Annotated in this window: 17 protein-coding genes; 4 read left to right on the forward strand and 13 right to left on the reverse strand. The window is 71.7% G+C overall.

Features of this window, described 5'->3' with window-relative positions; genetic code table 11:
* Positions 1–38: 38 nt before the first annotated feature.
* Both ACFO6S_RS19625 and ACFO6S_RS19630 read right to left on the reverse strand, forming a co-directional pair.
* The gene (locus ACFO6S_RS19625) at positions 39–623 is read right to left on the reverse strand and encodes a hypothetical protein (protein ID WP_378419662.1); all 585 of its coding nucleotides are present in this window, start codon (positions 621–623) and stop codon (positions 39–41) included.
* Positions 624–814: 191 nt separating this feature from the next.
* Complete coding sequence (locus ACFO6S_RS19630; RefSeq protein WP_378419663.1) at positions 815–1,018, reverse strand: cold-shock protein; 204 nt, start codon at positions 1,016–1,018, stop codon at positions 815–817.
* 395 nt (positions 1,019–1,413) lie between these two features.
* On the opposite strand from ACFO6S_RS19630, the gene ACFO6S_RS19635 reads away from it, so the two are divergent.
* Positions 1,414–3,762: a DEAD/DEAH box helicase gene (locus ACFO6S_RS19635; RefSeq protein WP_378419664.1), complete on the forward strand. Its 2,349-nt coding sequence runs from the start codon at positions 1,414–1,416 to the stop codon at positions 3,760–3,762.
* 61 nt (positions 3,763–3,823) lie between these two features.
* Here ACFO6S_RS19635 and ACFO6S_RS19640 read toward each other — a convergent pair whose 3' ends face one another.
* From ACFO6S_RS19640 to ssd, 9 genes are all read right to left on the reverse strand, one after another.
* Positions 3,824–6,286: a lysylphosphatidylglycerol synthase domain-containing protein gene (locus tag ACFO6S_RS19640; RefSeq protein WP_378419945.1), complete on the reverse strand. Its 2,463-nt coding sequence runs from the start codon at positions 6,284–6,286 to the stop codon at positions 3,824–3,826.
* Between the two features lie 8 nt (positions 6,287–6,294).
* On the reverse strand, positions 6,295–8,103 hold the full coding sequence (locus tag ACFO6S_RS19645; RefSeq protein WP_378419946.1) for an APC family permease: 1,809 nt from the start codon (positions 8,101–8,103) through the stop codon (positions 6,295–6,297).
* Between the two features lie 260 nt (positions 8,104–8,363).
* Positions 8,364–8,708 carry an Rv3654c family TadE-like protein gene (locus tag ACFO6S_RS19650; RefSeq protein WP_378419665.1) on the reverse strand — a complete coding sequence of 115 codons (345 nt, stop codon included), beginning with the start codon at positions 8,706–8,708 and terminating at the stop codon, positions 8,364–8,366.
* 23 nt (positions 8,709–8,731) lie between these two features.
* Positions 8,732–9,058, reverse strand: a complete 327-nt coding sequence (locus ACFO6S_RS19655) for a TadE family type IV pilus minor pilin (RefSeq protein WP_378419666.1) — start codon at positions 9,056–9,058, stop codon at positions 8,732–8,734.
* Positions 9,059–9,117: 59 nt separating this feature from the next.
* Positions 9,118–9,318 (reverse strand): DUF4244 domain-containing protein, encoded by a 201-nt coding sequence (locus ACFO6S_RS19660; RefSeq protein WP_378419667.1) that lies wholly within the window; start codon positions 9,316–9,318, stop codon positions 9,118–9,120.
* 63 nt (positions 9,319–9,381) lie between these two features.
* A complete protein-coding gene (locus tag ACFO6S_RS19665; RefSeq protein WP_378419668.1) occupies positions 9,382–9,966 on the reverse strand; it encodes a type II secretion system F family protein in 585 nt (194 codons plus the stop codon).
* Positions 9,963–10,745 (reverse strand): type II secretion system F family protein, encoded by a 783-nt coding sequence (locus tag ACFO6S_RS19670; RefSeq protein ID WP_378419669.1) that lies wholly within the window; start codon positions 10,743–10,745, stop codon positions 9,963–9,965. The genes ACFO6S_RS19665 and ACFO6S_RS19670 overlap by 4 nt, the downstream gene beginning before the upstream one ends.
* A complete protein-coding gene (locus ACFO6S_RS19675) occupies positions 10,742–11,920 on the reverse strand; it encodes a TadA family conjugal transfer-associated ATPase (protein ID WP_378419670.1) in 1,179 nt (392 codons plus the stop codon). Before ACFO6S_RS19675 ends, ACFO6S_RS19670 begins: the two co-directional genes overlap by 4 nt.
* The gene (ssd, locus tag ACFO6S_RS19680) at positions 11,917–13,014 is read right to left on the reverse strand and encodes a septum site-determining protein Ssd (RefSeq protein ID WP_378419671.1); all 1,098 of its coding nucleotides are present in this window, start codon (positions 13,012–13,014) and stop codon (positions 11,917–11,919) included. Before ssd ends, ACFO6S_RS19675 begins: the two co-directional genes overlap by 4 nt.
* A gap of 419 nt (positions 13,015–13,433) precedes the next feature.
* On the opposite strand from ssd, the gene ACFO6S_RS19685 reads away from it, so the two are divergent.
* Entirely contained in the window at positions 13,434–14,252 is an 819-nt protein-coding gene (locus ACFO6S_RS19685; protein ID WP_378419672.1) for an HAD family hydrolase, read from the forward strand.
* Positions 14,253–14,707: 455 nt separating this feature from the next.
* On the opposite strand, the gene ACFO6S_RS19690 is transcribed toward ACFO6S_RS19685, so the two are convergent.
* On the reverse strand, positions 14,708–15,457 hold the full coding sequence (locus ACFO6S_RS19690; RefSeq protein ID WP_378419673.1) for a Fic family protein: 750 nt from the start codon (positions 15,455–15,457) through the stop codon (positions 14,708–14,710).
* Between the two features lie 53 nt (positions 15,458–15,510).
* Positions 15,511–15,957, reverse strand: a complete 447-nt coding sequence (locus ACFO6S_RS19695) for a VOC family protein (RefSeq protein ID WP_378419674.1) — start codon at positions 15,955–15,957, stop codon at positions 15,511–15,513.
* Between the two features lie 371 nt (positions 15,958–16,328).
* On the opposite strand from ACFO6S_RS19695, the gene acs reads away from it, so the two are divergent.
* Positions 16,329–18,272, forward strand: a complete 1,944-nt coding sequence (acs, locus tag ACFO6S_RS19700) for an acetate--CoA ligase (protein WP_378419675.1) — start codon at positions 16,329–16,331, stop codon at positions 18,270–18,272.
* Positions 18,273–18,466: 194 nt separating this feature from the next.
* Positions 18,467–20,791 carry an ATP-binding protein gene (locus tag ACFO6S_RS19705; RefSeq protein WP_378419676.1) on the forward strand — a complete coding sequence of 775 codons (2,325 nt, stop codon included), beginning with the start codon at positions 18,467–18,469 and terminating at the stop codon, positions 20,789–20,791.
* Positions 20,792–20,852: the final 61 nt, after the last annotated feature.

Below are 20,852 nucleotides of genomic sequence, written 5' to 3' on the forward strand. Positions count from 1 at the left end.
CCTGCCCCATCCTTGCAGATCAATCCCGTCTCGACTTTCTACACCCGTGGCCACGCACTGCGCGCCTCCGACTGGTCCGGCGGTTGGCCGATGTTCTCGACCAGGCGACTGAGCCTCCGGTGCCCCACCACCCGCAGTCCCGGGCGCGGACCGCGGGTGCCCATCAGGGTGGGCGCGATACCGGCCCGCATCAGCGACTGGGCGAGGACCGGATGGGTGTCCGGGGCGTGCGGGTCCAGCCCGAAGACGAACCGGTCGCCGTCCCCCTCGGCGCACCCGGCGGCGAGCGTCCACGCCCGCAAGGCCCGGGGACCGGGGATCCACCCCGCAGGCACGGCCTTGACCGCGCCCTTGGTCCAGTCCGCCGCGAGCGCGGCGAGTACCGCCACCGACGCCGTCCGCACCAGTGGGCTGCCCTCCTCGGAGCGGGTCACCTCCACGGCCAACCCGGCCTCGGCGATCAGTTCCGCGATCGCCTCGGCCCGCCACTGCGCGTCGACGACCACCGACACCCTGGCGCCGCCGCCGGCCACCACCACCTGACCTTGCGCAGCCAGCAGCCCACCCAGATCGTCCACATTCGGCGGGACCGTGTCTGCGGAGAAGAAGGACAGCTGATTCACAGAATGGACAGTAGACCCGCACACCGGCTAATTCACCGTTGCCGCAACGAAATGTGCCCGGACGCGCGCAATATCCCCGGGAATGGCTCGTCCCCCGCTACCTTTCGGCAACGGGGGACGAGTTTCGATCGATAGTGCTGCCGACCGAGTCGGTAGTGTTAATCGACCAAGCCGGTGATGTTACCGACCGATCAGAGCGCGCGAACGCCCGTGGCCTGCGGGCCCTTGGCGCCCTCTCCGACCTCGAACTCGACGTGCTGGTTCTCCTCGAGGGTGCGGAAACCGTTGCCCTGAATCTCGGAGTAGTGGACGAAGACGTCAGCGGAGCCGTCCTCGGGTGCGATGAAGCCGAAGCCCTTTTCCGCGTTGAACCACTTCACAGTGCCCTGTGCCATGTTGTTCCTTCACTTTCTAACACCGGATTCGGCGGACGGCACTCACTGCCCACCGGGCCGGTTCCGACCGCAGTGCCCCGCCACCTTCCGCAGGCTTACTTTCCCCCCGAGGAAAGGACGTGCACAGCGCTCGCAACATAGATCCTGCGAGCGTGTACACGAACACAGAAACTGCGACCGGGGGTCAGTCAACCACGGTTCCCGCGTATGCAACAGGCTAAATCACATAAAGAAATGATCTTGATCTTCACTACTATCTGATAACGCTCGGCGCGTCGCGGCCCCGCAGGATCCCGCGCCCGTTCGCGTCCGCGGTGGGCGCGTCACAGTAGGGTCGAATTCCCAGGTGCGAACAGGTGCGACCGCGGCGACGAGCAAATCCGAGAGGACCCGAAGTGAGCACACCGGCCGACCCGGCTGACAGTTTCGGGCGCACGCTGCTCGGTCGCGTGCTGGCCGGCACCCCACGCGGCGAGGACCCCCTCACCCACGTCGCGGAACTACCCGGTCGCGCAACCCAGTTCGCACAGTGGCCGCTCTGGGCGGACCCCGATCTCGTCGACGGCCTGCGCGAGAACGGGATCCCCCTGCCGTGGACACACCAGGCCGAAGCCGCCGAGCACGCCGCGGCGGGGAGGAACGTGGTCGTCGCGACCGGCACGGCATCGGGCAAGTCGCTGGCGTACCAACTGCCGGTTCTCACCTCACTCGCCGCCGACCCTCGCGCCACCGCCCTCTACCTGTCCCCCACCAAGGCGCTCGGCGCCGACCAGATCCGGGCCACCGTCGCCCTGTGCGATGCCGCGGACTCACTCGCCACCGTCCATCCCAACGCGTTTGACGGCGACACCCCGCTCGAGGTTCGGCAGTGGGTGCGCGCCAACTCTCGCTGGGTCTTCACCAACCCGGACATGCTGCACATCGGGATGCTGCGTTCGCACCAGCGCTGGGCGCACTTCTTCCGGAACCTGCGCTACGTGGTCGTCGACGAATGCCATTCCTACCGTGGCGTTTTCGGATCGAATGTGGCCCTGGTCCTGCGCCGTCTGCGGCGGCTCTGCCGGCGTTACGCCGCCGACCCGGTGTTCATCCTCGCCAGTGCCACCACCGCCGACCCGGGTGCGGCGGCGAGCCGGCTGATCGGCGCGCCCTGCGAGCAGGTGACCTCCGACGGATCGCCGAGCGGTCCGCGGACGGTCGCGCTGTGGGAGCCCCCGCTGCTGACCGAGGTGTCCGGCGAGAACGGCGCCCCGGTCCGGCGGGCGGCGGGCACCGAGGCCGCGCGGATCATGGCCGACCTGATGATCGAGGGGGCCCGCACCCTCACCTTCGTCCGCTCCCGACGCGGCGCGGAGCTGACCGCGATGGGCGCCAAGCGCCTGCTGACCGAGGTGGACCCGGACCTGGCCGGCCGGGTCGCCGCCTACCGGGCCGGGTACCTGGCCGAGGACCGCCGTGAGCTGGAGACGGCGCTCTCCGACGGCACCCTGCTCGGCGTGGCCACCACCAACGCCCTCGAGCTGGGGGTGGACATCGCGGGCCTGGACGCGGTGGTGGTCGCCGGCTTCCCCGGCACCGTCGCGTCGTTCTGGCAGCAGGCCGGGCGGTCCGGGCGGCGCGGCCAGGGCTCGCTGGTGGTGCTGGTCGCCCGCGACGACCCGCTGGACACCTACCTAGTGCACCATCCCGCGGCGCTGCTGGACAAGCCCGTCGAGGCCACCGTCACCGACCCGTCCAACCCGTACGTACTGGGACCGCAACTGCTCTGTGCCGCAATGGAACTGCCCCTCAGTGACGCCGAGGTGGAGGAACTGGGCGCGCTCGAGGTGCTCACCGGGCTCGCCGCCCAGGGCCTGATCCGGCGTCGGGCACACGGCTGGTTCGTCACCGCGGACTCCAATCCGCATGCGTCCGTGGACATCCGCGGCGGCATCGGCATGCAGGTGGCGATCGTCGACGCCGACTCCGGGCGGATGCTGGGCACCGTGGACGGTGGCCGGGCGCCCGCGACCGTCCACCCCGGCGCGGTCCACCTGCACCAGGGCGGGTCGTTCGTGGTGGACACCCTCGACCTGGAGAACGGCCTGGCCCTGGTCCACGAGGAGACCCCCGAGTGGACCACCAGTGCCCGCGAGAACACCGACATCACGGTGGCAGCCGAGCTCGACCGTCGCGACCACGGCCCGGTCACCGTCGGGCTCGTGGAGGTCGACGTCACCCACCAGGTGGTCGGGTACCTGCGCAGGCTGCCGTCCGGGGAGGTGCTCGACGCGGTGGAACTGGACATGCCCGCCCAGCGCCTGCACACCCGCGCCGTCATGTACACGGTGACACCGGAACTGATGGAGGGGGCGGGCATCTCCGCGGACCGGTTCCCCGGGGCGCTGCACGCGGCCGAGCACGCCGCGATCGGCCTGCTGCCCCTGGTGGCGACCTGCGACCGCGGTGACATCGGCGGCGTCTCGACGGCGCTGCACACCGACACCGGGCTGCCGACGGTGTTCGTCTACGACGGACACCAGGGCGGGGCCGGGTTCGCGGACCGCGGGCATGCCGAGCTGGAGCCGTGGCTGCGAGCCACCCGGGACGCGATCGCCGCCTGCGAGTGCGTCGCCGGCTGCCCGTCCTGCGTGCAGTCGCCCAAGTGCGGCAACGGCAACAACCCGCTCGACAAGGACGGGGCCGTCCGGCTGCTCTCTGCCGTGCTCGACGCGCTGCCTGCCCCCGCCGCCCGAATCGAATGAACGGAAGCGTTCATTCGATTAGATCGAACGAACGTACCGTTCATGCGGGCGGTGACGGGCGTCAGATCAGGTCGTTGCGCTGCAGCCAGTTCAGGATCGGCCAGCCGACGAACACCGGCAGCCAGCAGGTCAGCACGCGGTAGAGCAGCACCGACGGCACCGCGATGTTCGCGGGCACACCGAACGCGGCCAGGCCGCCGATCAGCGCCGCCTCCACCGCGCCGACGCCGCCCGGGGTGGGCGCCGCGGACGCCAGGGTGCCGCCGACCATCGTCACGATGGTCACCGTGATGAACGTCGCGCCACCGCCGAAGGCCTCGACGCTTGCCCAGAGCGCCAGTGCCGCACCGAGTGTGGTGGCGCCACAGCCCCCGACGATCAGCAGGAACCGGCCGGGATCGCGGGCCAGGTCGACGAGTTCGGCGGTCACATCGGTGATCTGGGGTCGCAGGTCCTCGCGCAGCCAGCGTCGCAGTTTCGGTACCACCATGAAGGTGCCGATCACCCCGAACACCAGGCCGGCGATCAGGTACAGCACCGTCCCCTTGGGGATGAAGTGGGAGAGGTCGGCGTTGCGTCCGGCCGCGACGCTGAAGACGACCAGCAACCCGACGTGGGTGATCACCTGCACGGTCTGCTGCAGGGCGACGGCGGCGGTCGCCCGCATACCGCCGAGCCCGTTGTGCTGGAGGAAACGCACGCTCAACGCCAGACCGCCGACCCCGGCGGGGGTGGTGGTGGCGGCAAAGGTGTTGGCGAACTGCATGATCGTCAGGTTCCGGAAGCTGACCGTCTCGCTCGCACACGCCCACAGCGCTGCGGCCGCACCGAAGTACGTCAGCGCGGACACCAGCAGTCCGAGCAGCGCCCACCACCAGTTCGCGCTCCGGAGCTCGGTCACGAAGGTCGGGACCGCACTGACGAACGGGTACGCCACGTAGACGAGGGCGATCAGCAGCACCAGCTGGATCAACTGGTTGCGGGTGAACCGAGTGACCTGCTCGATCCGGATCTCGTCGGTGTTGGTCTGCGCGCGGACCTCCGCGCGGGTCGCCGCCATCAACGCCTTCGGGTCCGACACGACCGCACGTATCCGCCGCGGCATCGCCGAGCGGGTCAACCGGCCCGACGCGGCGATCACCTGCGCGGCGCCGACGGCCGAGACGGCCTCGCGGACCGCCGGTTCCACCCCGAACAGCCCGGCGCTGACGAGCAGCAGTTGGGCGATGTCCGACTGCACGTCCACGTCGGAGGCGCCGACCTCGGATCGCGAGAAGCCGTCGAACAGCGCACCCTCCGGCGCCGTCCTGATGTTCTCCGGACGCAGGTCACCGTGCGAGATCTGCTGGGCGTGCAGCAGCGCAAGCCCGTCCCATACTGCGCGGAGGCTGTCGGGGTCGCGGCCGTCGAGCACCGTCCCGCGGGGCTCGGTGTGGGCGTAGAGCACCCAGCCGCGGTCCAGTGCCGCGACCGCCGTCGGCGCGCTGGAGGCCGTCCCGAGCGCCCCCACCGCGGTCGCCATCAACGCGCGGTGCTCGACCGCCCGGCGCAGCGAGGCGAACGGCGACGGCGTCTCGGAGTCGCGCATGGTCAACCAGCGCGCACCCTGCCTGAGCAGGCCCTCACTGCGCTGGTGCTGGCCGTACAGGTCGAGCACCACCACCTGTTCCGCCGCCTCGTGCACCATCGCCGTCCGCCCGCCGCGGTGCGACGCGGCGCCGAACTGCAGTGGGCGACCGGCGTCGGATCCCGGCGTCGGGACGACGTGGCAGCGCGCGGAGAGCATCAGTGGTCCGGGCCCGGCGGGTCTGAGCACCGACAGGTCGCGGACCAGCAGGCCGCGGCGCCCGAGCACCCGCACCGCCGCATCGATGGGGACCTCGAGGGCCGGGGTGCCGACGAACAGCACCACCAGCGCCCCGATGAACCAGCCGGCGGCCAGTCCGAACAGGGAACGCGCCGGCACCACGGCGCTGACGACGAGGTGCATCGGCACGAAGCCCAGCAGCAGGATCCACCACAGCCGACGCCACCGCACCGGCAGCCACGGCCCGCACACGGTGAGCACCGCGGCCAGCATCGCGATCCACCGCGGGTCGTCGAGGAACTGCGACAGGAAGGTGTCCAGGTGCGCGCTGAGGTCCAGGTGCCACTGCGGCGCGGCGACGCCGTCGCCGGTCACGGACATCGCGACGCCTGCGAACAACGCGGCGGCGGCGTAGCCGGCCAACAGCTTCCAACGTCGGCCCACCACGATGCCGACCAGGATGGCGAAGGGCAGGGCCACGATGGCCGCGCCGTACACGGAGTAGATCCGGTTCGACAGGTCCGGCGACGCCACCCCGATCAGATCGGACACCGCCGACTCGACCGACTCCCAGCGACCGCGGGTGGCGAGCGAGACCGCCACGACGGCGATCACGCAGAGCGCCGAGATCGCCACCCGGACCTGGTCGTTGGTCCGTCGGCGAAGCGGCTGCAGCAGGCTGCCGTGTACCGGTATCTCTCGTCCGTCGACGCGCATCGTCGCGCTCACCCCACGTGCACGTGCGGTCGACGCGACGGGTCCGGTTCGGCGCGGCGCAACACCTCGCGGGTCACCGGCGCCACCTCGCCCTGCCCGATGAACAGAAACCGCAGCAGGTTCGCGATCGGATTGCCTTCCGTCCATTCGAAGAACACGTGCGGCGGCTCGCCGGTCCGGTCCCGGATGTCGAGCAGGACCGCGGCCACCGAGTTCGGGATGACCGCGCTGTTGACCCACAGGATCCGGTACTCGCCGCGCTGTCGGCCGTGCACCCGCAACCGGGTCGCGAACTCGGACGAGTCCCGCACGTTGACCTCCAGGAACAGGATCGGATCGTCGTCACCCAGATGGCTTTCGAGCCGTTGCGCGGCGGCCTTGCGCCGGTACTCCTCGTCCGAGCGCTCCTGCGCGTCGTGCGCGACGATGCGGACGGTTCCCCGCGCCGCCTCCTCGATGAACGCCCGCGCCGTGTCGTCGTAGGTGACCGCCTCGGCCCGCAACTCGAAGGCCCGCTGGATCCGGGACGCGAAGGACACCAACAGGATCGCGAGGATGAACAGCGCCGCGACCTGCACGCCCTCCGGTCGTTCGAAGACGTTGGCGATCGTCGTGTAGAGGAAGATGGCGGCGACGATGCCGAACCCGACCGCCTTGCGCCGCTGACCCCGCCGGCGCGCGGAGAGGGTGACGGCGACCGCCGCCGAGGTGATCAGCACCAGCACGCCGGTCGCGTAGGCGGCGCCCTGCGCGTCGACGCTGGCGTCGAAGTACCAGGTGATGCCGAAGGCGACGGTCGCGAACACCAGCACCAACGGCCGGACCGCGCGCGCCCAGTCGGGAGCCATCCCGAACCGGGGCAGGTACCGGGGGACGAGGTTGAGCAGTCCGGCCATCGCCGAGGCGCCGGCGAACCACAGGATGGCGATGGTGCTGACGTCGTAGACCGTGCCGAACGCGTTGCCGAGGTAGTCGTGCGCCAGGTAGGCCAGGGCGCGGCCGTTCGCCTCGCCGCCGGCCTCGAACGCCGGCGCCGGGATCAGCACCGTGGTGACGAAACTGCTGACGATGAGGAAGGCGCTCATGATCAGCGCCGAGGTGGTCAGCAGGCGGCGGGCACCGCGAATCCGGCCGCGCGGCGCCGTGTCGGTGTCGGTGGCGTCCCCGCGGATCTGCGGCATCACGGCGACGCCGGTCTCGAAGCCGGACAGGCCCAGCGCCAACTTCGGGAACACCAGCAGCGAGATCGCGATCATCATCCAGGGGTTGCCGTGCGCGGTGGTCATCGCCGCGGTCCAGTCGGTGACCAGCGACGGCGCGGTTGCCACCTGCCAGAGTGCGGTGCCGAGCACCACCAGGTTGAGCGCGAGGTACACCCCGACCAGCGTCACCGCGATCCCGATGGCCTCGGAGAAGCCCTTCAGGAACACCCCCGCGAGCAGCGCCAGCAGCACCAGGGTCACCGCCAGGTTCCGGCCCTGCAGCGCCTCCGGGGCGAACGGGTTCTCCACCAGGTGCGCGGCGCCGTCGGCGGCGGACAGGGTCATCGTGATGATGAAGTCCGTCGCGGCGAAGCCGAGGAGCACGAGTACGAAGATCTTCCCGCCCCATCGCGGCAACATCCGGGCCAACATTGCGATCGAGCCCGCGCCGCTGTGGCTCTCCTCGGCGACCCTCCGGTACACCGGCAGCGCTCCGAGCAATGTCAGGGCGACCAGGACCAGGGTCGCGATCGGGGAGAGCACGCCGGCGGCCAGCGCCGCGATACCCGGCTGGTAGCCGAGGGTGGAGAAGTAGTCGACACCGGTCAGGCACATCACCTTCCACCAGGAGTGCTTGTGTTCCTCCTTCGGCGGCGAACGAAACGGTCCCTGATGACCGGCCGGTTCCTCGGTGATGTCCGCGAGCAGCCAGGAACGCAGGTGCGTAGCGGGTCGGTCCGTGGTGATCACGCTGCGAATCCTGCCATTGTGCGCCGGGGTGCAGGCCGATCAGTGGCCCGTGTTGCGTGGCGACCCCCTCGCTGCGGCGCGCGTTCCCACCACCGCCCGGCCCGATCCGGGCCGTACGGAACCCGTCAGTCCACCGGCCCGGCGCGTGCTGCCGCCACCGCCTCGGCCGGTCCGACCGCCGCGAGCGGTACCGCGACGACGGCCGTCACCAGCACGTCCCAGCGATCGATCCGGCACTCGCGGACCCGGGCGTGCATACGGTCGACCACCCCGCGGGCCGCCGCGCACGCCGCCTCCGGTCCCGCGCTCAACGCCGAGGCGGCGGCCAACGCGCCCAGGTCCGCGGCGGACTGGACCCGGTGGCGCGCCGACACCGCCGACCCCAGGCTCAGCACCAGCACCGCAACCGAGATCAGTGCCAGCATCGCGAAGCAGGCGACCACCGTCGCCGAACCGCGCTCGTCGGTCACCGGGGCTTCCCCCTCGGCCACGGTCACGGCCCGGCCGGCGGCGCCGTCACGGCCGACTCCTCCAGCGCCGCCACCGCGGACGCGGAGATCGTCACCATCGGCAGCAGCGAGACGCCGGTGCTGACCGTCGCCGTCACGTACCCGGCGGCCTCCTGCAGCTCCGCCCGCGCGCCCCGCGGGGCCACCCGGAGCGCCGCGGGGACGGCCTCGTCGCGGTCCCCGCGGGCCACTAACCGGGCCGCCTCCCGCGCGGCGTCGACACACCGCACGTGGGCCGACACCGCCAGGATCGCGCCGAGGCACAGCACCACCACCACGGTGATCGACGCGAGCGCAATTGCCGACTCCACCGTCACCGCACCCCGGTCGCCGAGCCCCGGCCGATCCGTCCTCCGGTCGGCCGGTCCGCTCAGACCGCGGTGTCGAGCGCCTTGGCGATGATGTCGGTCAGCGCCGTCACGATCGAGTCGCCGGTGACAACGGAGTAGAGCACCGCCCCGAACGCCGCCGCGGCGATGGTGCCGATCGCGTACTCCGCCGTCGACATTCCGTCCTCGGCGACCGCGGCAACCAGTAGTCGTGCACGAACCTCCCGAATCCTCCTGGTCAACAATGTCTTCCCCCTTCTCGATCACCGTCGCGGTGTCTCCGCGACGACGCGTGTCGCCGGCAATCACAGCAGTCCCTCCCCCAGTACCCGGGTGGCCAGTCCGATCACCACCGGCACGATGCCCAGGCACAGGAAGGCCGGCAGGAAGCACAGCCCGAGCGGCCCGCTGATCAGCACGCCGGCCCGTTCCGCCGCCGCGACACCGCGGTCCTCCACGGCCACCCGCTGTTCGGCGGCGAGCTCGGCGACCGCACCCGCAAGCGATGCGCCGGAGCGGGCCGACCGCCGGGCGATCCGGGCCAACACCTCCGTGTCCGGGTTCGCGGCGGCGACTGCCCAGGCCACCTCGGGCTCGGCGCCCAGGGCGAGCAGGCTGGCCGCCGAATCGAGCGCGCCGCCCAGGGGTTCCGGGCTGGACGACGCCACCGCGGCGGCGGCCGATGCGACCGGCAAACCCGAGCGCAGGCACGCGGCCAGCAGGTCGTAGCCCGCGGCCCCGCCCATCGGGTCGTCGGGCAGCGGTCCACCGCCGTCGCGGTCCGAGTCGGGCATACCGGCGCGCGCCGAACGCAGCCGATCGGCGGCCGCGCCGACGCCCGGCATCACCACCAGCACCAGCGCGAGAGCGGCGGCGGTGAGGGCGGTCATCGGAGCACCCGCCCGGTGATCCGGTCGGTCCACAACAGGCCCGCACACGCGAACAGCGTGCCGAGCACCAGCAGCACCCCGCCAGGCCCCTCGGACAGCAGGACCCGCACCGGGCCCGCGCCCATCAGCTGCCCGAGCGCAAGCCCGAGCACCGGCAGCCCCGCCAGCACGGTCGCCGTCGCCCGTGCGCCCGCGAGTCCGGACTCGACGCGACCGCGGAACCTGATGCGCCCCAGCAGGTCCGAGCGCACCGCCTCGAGCAGGTCGGCCAGCGCGATGCCGTGCCGGTCGGCGACCCGCCACGCGGTCGCCATGCGTTCCAGGTCCGCCTCGATCACTGAGCCGGGCGCCCGCAACCCGTGGGCCGCGCTGCCGCCGAGCCGCGCCGTCGCGGCGGCCCCACGGAAGGCCTCGGCGGCCACCCCGGTGGTCTCCGACGCGGCCACCGCACAGGCAGTCGCCGGGTGTGCGCCGACCCGCAACTCCCCGACGGCGACCTCCAGCCCACCCAGCAGTCCGCGCAGTTCGACGTCCCGCTCGCGGGCGCGGCGACGGCCTCGACGACGGTGCGCCGTGGTCCCCACCGCGACCGCCGCGGCGATGCCCGCAGCCGGGCCGACCGTCACGACACCGACCACCAGCGCCGCGCCCACCATCGGCACCGGCCCCGGTCCCCGGCGGACGCGCCGGCGCCGGGCACGCGGTCGCAGCCTGGACGCGACCCGCCCGGCCGGGAGCACCAGCAACGCGCCCGCGGCAACCAGCAGTGCGGTCGTCACCGCATTTCCCTTCGGATCAGCAACGCCGCCAACCGTTCCGCTCCCGGGCCGGCCGCCGAGCCTGAGGTCCATGCGGGCACCACCGACACCTCCCCGGCCGCACCCCTTTCGAGCACCCCGATCTCGGCGAGTGACCGCCGCCCGTCGACGGTGCGGCGCACGTGCAGCACCACCTGGACCGCGGCGGCGAGTTGGCTGTGCAGGGCGGCGCGCTCCATCCCGCCGAGCGCGGCCAGCGCCTCGAGCCGGGCCGGCACCTCTTCCGGCGAGTTCGCATGCACGGTGCCTGCGCCGCCGTCGTGACCGGTGTTGAGAGCGGTCAGCAGGTCCACCACCTCGGCGCCCCGCACCTCGCCGACGACGATGCGATCCGGACGCATGCGTAGCGCCTGTCGGACCAGCTGCCGCACGGTCACCTCACCGATCCCCTCGACGTTCGGCGCCCGCGCGACCAGGCGCACCACGTGCGGGTGAGTGGGCGCGAGCTCGGCCGCATCCTCGACGCAGATGATCCGTTCGCGCGGGGCCACCGCTCCGAGCAACGCCGCCAGCAGGGTCGTCTTGCCGGCGCCCGTGCCACCGACGACGAGGAAAGCCAGGCGCGCGGCGACGATCCGCCGAAGCAGGTCGCCCGCGTCGGGCGGGACCGCGCCGCTCCGACAGAGCGTGTCGAGCCCCTGCGTGGCCGGACGCAGAACCCGAAGCGAGAGACAGGTTCCCGCCTGTGCGACGGGCGCCAGCACCGCGTGCAGGCGCACCCCGAAGTCGGAGCCCTCCACCCCCGGCAGCCGACCGTCGACCCAGGGCTGCGCGTCGTCGAGCCGGCGGCCGGCGGCCAGTGCCAGCCGCTGCGCCAACCGGCGGACCGCCGCCTCGTCGTCGAAGGTCACCGCGGACCGTTCCAACCCGACACCACGGTCGACCCATACCTCGTCGGGCGCGGTGACCAGGACGTCGGATATGTCCTGTTGCCCGAGAAGAGGTTCGAGCACCCCGGCCCCGGTGAGCTCGGTCTGCAGCACCCGCAGCGCATCGAGCAGGTCGGTGTCGCCCAGTACCCCGGACGATTCCGCCCGGATCGCCGCGGCCACGGTCGCCGGGCTGGGCAGCGCCGAGGTGCTGGCCAACCGCGCGCGCACCCGGTCCAGCAGATCGGGCGAGACGAGCGCGCTCACGAGGCCCGCCCCGCTCCGCCGACCTCGAGCACGTCGAGGATCGCCGTGGCCGCGGCGGCCAACGGCGATCCCCGGCGCAGTCGGAGCCCGCCGTGGTCGAGCGTGGTGGCGAGGCCCGGTTCGGGCCGCATCGATGCGATCAGCGGCAAACCCAGCAGCTCCGCGACCTCACCGCCGCGCAGGCCGCCAGGCGACGGACCCCGCACCACCACACCGACATTCGGGTGCGCGCCCCGCAGAGCCACGGCGAGCGACTCCGCGGCGGCGGCCGCCCGCACCTGCGCCGGCACCACCACAATCACCAGGTCCGCGAGGTCGAGGACGCCGGCCACGGTCGCGTCGGACGTGCGCGGCACATCGCACACCACCAGTTCTCCGGCACCGCGGCCGGACTCGATCACCGCGGCCACCGCCGCCGGACGCGGAGCAACCGACATCGCACCACGGCCGCAGGAGAGCACCGCCACGGAACTCCCGGCCCGCGGCAGTGCGTCGTGCAGCGCCGCGGCCGAAACCCGGCCACCCTCGATCGCGACCCCGGACCACCGCAGTCCCGGACGTTGCTCGACGCCCAGCAGCAGGTCGAGCCCGCCACCGCGACTGTCGCAATCCACGAGCAGCACCCGACGATCCGGCCGGTGCCGCGGCGCGGTCAGCGCCGTCGCCGCGGCCAGCACCGACGCGCCCGCGCCACCACGGCCGCCCATCATCGCGACCACGGCACCGCCGGGCACCGCCTGCTCCGACCGTCGGGACAGCAGTGCCACGAGTTCCGGCTCCTCCGCGGGGAGTGTCAGCACGGTCTCCGCGCCCACGGCTGCCGCGGCCCGCCACTGCGCCAATCCCGCCTCGGCGGCGCACAGCACCACCAGACCGGGACGCCGGGGCAGGCCGGCCGCCGCGCAGGCCATCGCGGACGCCGCATCGAGCAGCACCTGCGAGGCCCCGTCCCAGCGCTGCCTGGGGACCGGCGGGGCGTGCTCGCCGACCTCACGGTCGGCGGCCGCGGCGGCTCGCCGGATGCTCGGCGACAGGTCTGCGTCGTCCGTCACAACGAGCACCCGGCGGTCGTTCAAGGGTCTGCTGGCGTCCATGTCGTCGACACTGCGCGGACGACGACACCTGCGGAAGCCGCTCGGCGACAATTGTGGACAGTTCCGCGCCTGTGGAGAGATTCTGGTACCGGCGAACCAGACCGCGCGCGCCCGCCGGACACCGTCGGTCGCCGAAAGCCCAAGCGCGGGTGTTGAACGCGGAATTTGATCAGAAAGCGGCGGCAACTCGATGCGGCCCAAATTATGCGGAAGACCCCCGCCAGGGGGGGAGGAGGCGGGGGTCTTCAGTGTTCAGCCCCGGGGGGTCGGGCTGAACACACCCGAACGAATCCAGGCAGAGCCAATACTACACCCGGCTCACGGGCTATTCACAAATTCAACTGAGCAGGCGTCCAGCTGAAGAACCGGCACGCCGCCGCCCGGCACCTGCGAGCGCGCCCTGGCCCTATGGTGGACCCGTGACTGCACCGGCAAGTAGCGCATCCGAGAACCGGAAAGTAGCGGCATTCTTCGACCTGGACAAGACCATCATCGCCAAGTCGAGCACCGTCGCATTCAGCAAGCCGTTCTTCGCCCAGGGCCTGATCAACCGGCGCTCCGTCCTCAAGAGCAGCTACGCGCACTTCCTCTTCATGCTCGCGGGCGCGGATCACGACCAGATGGAACGGATGCGCGCGAACCTGACCGACATGTGCACCGGCTGGGACGTCGCGCAGGTGCGGGCGATCGTCGCGGAGACCCTCCACGAGATCGTCGACCCACTGGTGTTCACCGAGGCCGCCGACCTGATCGCCGACCACAAGCTCCGCGGTCACGACGTGGTGATCGTCTCCGCGTCCGGAGAGGAGGTGGTCACGCCGATCGCACTCGCGCTCGGCGCCACCCTGAGCAGCGCCACCCGGATGACCGTGGTGGACGGCAAGTTCACCGGCGGCCTCGACTTCTACTGCTACGGCGAGGGCAAGGCGACGGCCATCCGCGAACTCAGCGAGAAGTACGGCTACGACCTCGACCGGTGTTATGCCTATTCCGACTCGGCGACGGACCTGCCGATGCTCGGCGCGGTCGGACATCCGACGGCCGTCAACCCGGACCGGGCCCTGCGCCGGGTAGCCACCGAAAAGGGTTGGCCCATACTGACGTTCTCGAACCCGGTACCGCTGCGGGCACGCATACAGACACCGTCCGGGACCACGCTCGCAACCACCCTCGGGATGAGCCTGGGCGCTCTCCTGGCAGGCGCGGTGACGTACAGGATACTGCATCGTCGACCCTGATTCGGGGCGCCGACACTGGGGTCGTTCCAGTCCGATTTCACCCTTGATGTGAGCGTGGCCACAGGGTACAAAGGAGTTACGGAAGGAACAGCAGGCCAGGGTCGAATCGGAAGAGAAGAATCGATCTCCCAGCTCGGAATTCCCAGCACGGACACCAGGAACCCACGCGGAGCTCAAGCCACTCAAGGGCAGAAGCGTTGTGGGCCTGCGAGACTCGATCACACGCGAGCGAGAACCTTGCACAAGTTGCAAAGGCGAACTGGCGGTAGTCGAGCCGACGCCGAGGCCGGACACACAACCCACCTAGCACGCTTTGGTAGCCAGGTAGTCCGTGCTAGCGGGCGGCGAGGTCGACGACAGTCGGCAGCACCGCCCGCTTTTACATGCGGGGAACCACAACCGGTTCAGCGATGGTGTTGCAACACAGCAGAATTCGAGTTGACGATACGGCGACTTCAGCCGGCCGCGGCCTCCGCGATCGAGGTGGCCTCGCGGGCACCCGCCTCGAATGCGCCACAGCACAGGATCACCCAGCTGCCGACACCCTCCGCGGTGCCGGACGCGAAACCCTCTGCAGCGGAACGGTACGCCTTCTCCCGGCGCAGCCAGCTGACCTCCGGAACACCCAGGTTGTGCGGATCGAACCCGCTCGACGCAGCGACCAACCGCGAGGCGGCCCTGGCCACCACGCCGTCCGCCGTCCCGAACGGCCGCAGCGAGAGCAGTTCGCCGTGCACCACCGCGGCGAGCACCGGGGCAGGCGCCGTGGTGCCGCCGGTGACGAGCTGAGCGAGCGCATCGAGCCGCTCCCCCACCCCGGACCCGGTGCGTGGGCGGCCGAGGTCCGCCGAGTCCTCCACCAGTCCGGCGGCGGCCAGCAGATGCAGTCGGGCAAGCGCCTGCAGCGGCGCCCGCTGCCACGTCCCCACAGTGATCGGCAGTGCGTCACCGTCCAGTGCCTGCGCCACCCGCAGTGCGCCGGTGAGGATCGGATCGCCCGCCTCTCCCACGCCCGGCAGTTCGGTGCTTCCGCCTGCGAGTGACGCGGACGCCCGCGCGGCACGCACGGCGGCCTCGGCGGCCGTCGTCGGCCAGCCGCGACGATTGGTCTTGTGCCGGTGCACCGCGCCGAGGGCGTCGCGCGCCCGATCGGCGGCGTCGAGTACTCCGGGCAGGTCCACCAGGGGCTGCAGTGGGTCGTTCACGCTGCTCGACGCTACCCGTCCCGCCGACCGGCGCCGCGAGGAGCCGTCCAGCGCTACCCGGCCGGGCCTATCTCGACACGACCGTCGTCGTGCACCACCAGCCCCGGATTGTGGACCACCTCCCAGCGGTAGCCGTCCGGGTCCGCGAAGTAGCCGCTGTATCCGCCCCAGCCGCGCCGCTCGCCGGCGGCCAGCAGTGCCCCGCCCGCCGCGACCGCGGCATCGAGCACCGCGTCGACCTCCGCCGGGGCGGCCACGTTGTGGCCGAGGGTGATCGGCGCCCGCCCCGCCGGTCCCACCGCCGGGGCGGTCGGTCCCGACTCGCGCGCCATCTGGTCGGCCGACCACAGCGAGAGCACCGCGCCCGGACCGATCTGGAGGAAGAGCACCTCGCCGGGGACGTACAGCGTCGGGCGCCAGCCGAGCCCGTCGACGTAGAACGCGTGCGCGGTCGCCGGGTCGGCGACACCCAGGGTGATCACGTTCACCTGTTGCCTCATGAGTCCAGGAGACCACCGCCGTGCCGGTCGCGCCAGCGCCACTCGCCGCGGTGCGCGGTCACCCCGACGCAGAACACGCCGGCGTCGTCAGCCGCGGCCGCAGTCGTCAGCTGCAGTCGTTCGTTCCGGCCGAGTGAACGGCACGTTCATTCGATCAGATCGAATGAACGCTTCCGTTCATTCGGAAGGGAGGGGACCGACGGGTTGCCGGCCGCTCGTCGGCGGAGGCAACCGCCGGTCGCGCCGGGGCGACCGGTCGGCGCACCGGCCGGGTTGCCCGCGGATGCAACGGTGCGCCCCGGATCGCATGTGACTACGCTCACAGCAGCGCAAATGCACACCTTGAACTGACCGAAAGAGGTACGGGCGAGATGACCAGCACGACCGACGCCAACGCGGCCGAGCACGCGACCGAGAGCTACCCGCCGAGCGCGGAGTTCGCCGCGGCGGCCAATGCGAGCCCGGAGTTGCAGGCGGCCGCCGACGCGGACCGGCTCGCGTTCTGGGACACCCAGGCCCGGCGCCTGGACTGGGCGACGCCGTGGACGCAGGTGCTGGACTGGTCGGACGCCCCCGTCGCCAAGTGGTTCGTCGACGGCAAGCTCAACGTCGCCTACAACTGCGTCGACCGGCACGTGCTCGCCGGCAACGGCGACCGCGTCGCGATCCACTTCGAGGGCGAGCCCGGCGACAGCCGCGACCTGACCTACAACGACCTGCTCGCCGAGGTGAGCCGCGCCGCAAACACTTTCACCGAACTCGGCCTGGTCGCCGGCGACCGCGTCGCCATCTACATGCCGATGATCCCCGAGGCCGTCGTCACCATGCTGGCCTGCGCCCGGCTCGGGCTGACGCACTCGGTGGTGTTCGCCGGGTTCTCCGCCACGGCGCTGCGCTCGCGCATCGACGACGCCGAGGCCAAGCTCGTCGTCACCGTCGACGGCCAGTGGCGCCGCGGCCAGGCGGCGCCACTCAAGACCGCCGTCGACGAGGCCGTCGACGGCGCCGCGTCGGTCCGGAACGTGTTGGTGGTCAACCGAACCGGGATCGACGTCGCGTGGCACGAGGGCCGTGACCTGTGGTGGCACGAGACCGTCGCGCAGGCCTCCCCCGAGCACGAGGCGCAGGCGTTCGACGCCGAGCACCCGCTGTTCATCCTCTACACCTCCGGCACCACCGGAAAGCCGAAGGGCATCATCCACACCACCGGCGGCTACCTGACCCAGGCCTCGTACACCCACCACAACGTCTTCGACCACAAGGCCGGGAGCGACGTGTACTGGTGCACCGCCGACATCGGCTGGGTCACCGGCCACACCTACATCGTCTACGGCCCGCTCAGCAACGGCGTCACCCAGGTGATCTACGAGGGCACCCCGAACTCGCCGACCGAGCACCGGCACTTCGAGATCATCGAGAAGTACGGCGTCACCATCTACTACACGGCGCCGACGCTGGTGCGCACCTTCATGAAGTGGGGCCGGGAGATCCCGGACGCCCACGACCTGTCCTCGATCCGGCTGCTCGGCTCGGTCGGCGAGCCGATCAACCCCGAGGCCTGGCGCTGGTTCCGTGAGGTGATCGGCGGCAACCAGGCCCCGATCGTCGACACCTGGTGGCAGACCGAGACGGGCGCGATCATGATCTCCCCGCTGCCGGGCATCACCGCGACCAAGCCGGGCTCCGCGATGGCGCCGCTACCGGGCATCTCCGCGAAGATCGTCGACGACGACGCCAAGCCCCTCGGCAACGGCGGTAGCGGCTACCTCGTCCTGGACCAGCCGTGGCCGGCGATGCTGCGCGGCATCTGGGGCGACATGGAGCGGTTCAAGGACACCTACTGGTCCCGGTACGCCGTGGAGGGCTGGTACTTCGCCGGCGACGGCGCCAAGTACGACGAGGACGGTGCCCTGTGGGTGCTCGGCCGCGTCGACGACGTCATGAACGTCTCCGGCCACCGCATCTCCACCTCCGAGGTGGAGTCGGCCCTGGTCAACCACCACGGTGTGGCCGAGGCCGCGGTGGTCGGCGCCGCCGACGAGACCACCGGCCAGGGCATCGTCGCCTTCGTCATCCTGCGCGAGGGCGTCGAGAACACGGGCGAGACCCTGATCGCGGAGCTCAAGGCCCAGGTCTCCACCGACATCAGCCCGATCGCCAGGCCGCGCCAGATCACGATCGTCCCGGAGCTGCCGAAGACCCGCTCGGGCAAGATCATGCGCCGGTTGCTGCGAGACGTGGCCGAGGGCCGCGACCTCGGCGACACCTCCACCCTGGTCGACCCCAAGGTGTTCGACGCCATCCGGGGCAAGTAGCACCCGAGCAGGACCCGCAAGGTGCCCTTCGCGCAGTCGCGCGGAGGGCACCGGTGCGTTCGTACGGCGCCGGGCCGGACACCCGCCCGACCGGCCGCGGACCCGCCCGGTGCGGCGACAATCTTCCGCCGACGCCGCACCCATCGCGGGGGTACCGTGACCGCAGGGGGAACGCGAGGCGGGAGTGCTGAGCTATGGCGTCCTCCGTTCGGGGCAGGGTCGGCAACCTGCCGCTGGACCTGACCAGTTTCGTCGGCAGGCGCCGCGAGGTGACCGAGGCGAGGCGGCTGCTCGCCCTCTCGCGCCTGGTGACCCTGACCGGGATCGGCGGGGTGGGCAAGACCAGGCTCGCCCTCCGCGTCGCGACCGAGGCCCAGCGTGCGTTCGAGGACGGCGTGTGGCTGGTCGAACTGGGCGAACAGCGGGACCCGGAACTGGTCCCCGACATCGTCGCCGCGGCCCTCGGGATCAGGGAGAACTCGGTCCTCTCCCCACTGCAGCTGATCACCGACCTCGTCGGGGAGCAGAAGGTGCTCCTCGTCCTCGACAACTGCGAGCACCTCGTCGACGCGGTCGCGAAGCTCGCGGAGACGCTGCTGCGCACCTGCCCCGAGCTGCGCATCCTGGCCACCAGCCGCGAGCCGCTGCTGATCGGCGGCGAGACGACGCTGCGCGTCCAGCCGATGACGGCCCCCGACCCGGACCGGACCGGCAGCGCGGCGGGACTCGCGCAGTACGAGGCGGTGACCCTGTTCGTCGAACGCGCCACCGCCGCGGTGCCGGGATTCGAGCTCACCGAGGACAACCAGGCGACGATCGCCCGAATCTGTCACAAGCTGGACGGGCTGCCGCTGCCCCTGGAACTCGCCGCCGCCCGGCTGCGGGCGATGTCGGCGGACCAGATCCTCGACCGGCTCAACGACCGGTACCGCCTGCTGACCGCGGGCAGCCGGGGTGCGCCCAGCAGACAGCAGACGCTGCGGATGTGCATCGACTGGAGCCACGACCTGTGCACGGAGACCGAGCGTCGGCTGTGGCGTCGGCTGGCCGTGTTCACCCACGGCTTCGAGCTCGACGGCGCGGAGGGCGTCGCGGCCGGGGACCTGACACCGGACGACCTGCTCGACCTCGTCGCGTCCCTCGTCGACAAGTCGATCCTCATCCGCGAGGAGCCCGACGGGGTGGTGCGCTACCGGCTGCTCGAGACCATCCGCGAGTACGGCCTCGAGCGGCTCGCGGATGCCGGCGAGAAGGACGACCTGCGCCGCCGGCACCGCGACTGGTATGCCGGGCTGACCGCACGGGCCGAGGCGGAGTGGATAGGTCCGGCCCAGCCGGAGTGGATCACCCGGCTGGACCGCGAGCAGGCCAATCTCCGGGACGCGCTCGAGTACTGCATCGCGGAGCCCGGCGAGGCCGAGGCCGGACTCCGAATCACCAACGCCGTCTACCTGTTCTGGCTCTCCCGCGGCCTGCTCGGCGAGGGCAGGCGCTGGCTCGACCGCACCCTCGAGGCCCAGGGCGGCGCACCGACGCTCGACCGCGTCAAGGCGCTGTGCGCGGCCGCTGTCCTGGCCGGCAACCAGGGCGACATCGTCACCGGGACGGAGATGGTCGACCGGGCCCGCGAGGCGGCCGCCGCGCTCGACTCCCCCGAGGCCGACACCCTGGTCGAGCACGCCGCCGGGCACCTCGCGATCTACAACGGCGACCCGGAACGGGCCGTCCGATTCCTCGACGGGATCCTCGAGACGGTTCGGGGCGAGGAGGACCGACTCCGTCACGTGTCCACCCTGCTCGGAATCGCCATGGCCGCGGCCCTGCTCGGTGACACCGCGCGGGCCACCGAGGCCGCCGAGGAGGTCCTCGCGATCACCGAGCTGCACCAGGAGTCGGTGTACCGCTCGTACGCGCTGTACACGCTCGGACTTGCCCTGTGGCAACAGGATCCGAGCCAGGCGCGACCGCTGCTCGAACAGGGCCTGCGGCTGAGCGGCGTGGTGGACGATCTCCTCGGCGCGGCCGTCTGCGTCGAGACGATCGCCTGGATCGCGGCCGACGCGCACCAGTTCCAGCCCGCCACGGTGCTGCTCGGCGGCGCGCAGGTGCTGTGGCAGGCCGCGGGCAACCCCGGCGTGATGATCCCGGAATTGCGGGACTTCCACGACGAGTGCGAGCAGCGGGCCCGCGGCGCGCTTGGCCAACGCGCCTTCGAGGCCGCGCTCCGGCAGGGCGCCGGCCTCACCCTCGACGAGATCGTCGCCTTCGCCGTCGGCGACGAGCCCCCACCCGCCGAGGCGACGACCCGCCATCCGGCCGCCGAGCTGACGCCCCGCGAGCAGGAGGTCGCCGACCTGGTGGCCCGCGGCCTGACGAACCGGGCCATCGCCGACCAGCTGGTGATCTCGCAGCGAACCGTGCAGGGACACGTCGAGCACGTGCTGTCGAAACTCGGGTTCACCTCGCGCGCGCAGATCGCCGCATGGGTCGTCGAACAGAGCCACGACCCGCCGGCCTGAGCACGTCTGAAGCAGGCCCGGCGGGCGTCGGACCAGGGCACTCGGCGACAGGAAGCCCGAA

It is taken from the genome of Rhodococcus kronopolitis, assembly GCF_042654025.1.
In the GTDB taxonomy this organism is placed as follows: domain Bacteria; phylum Actinomycetota; class Actinomycetes; order Mycobacteriales; family Mycobacteriaceae; genus Rhodococcus_G; species Rhodococcus_G kronopolitis.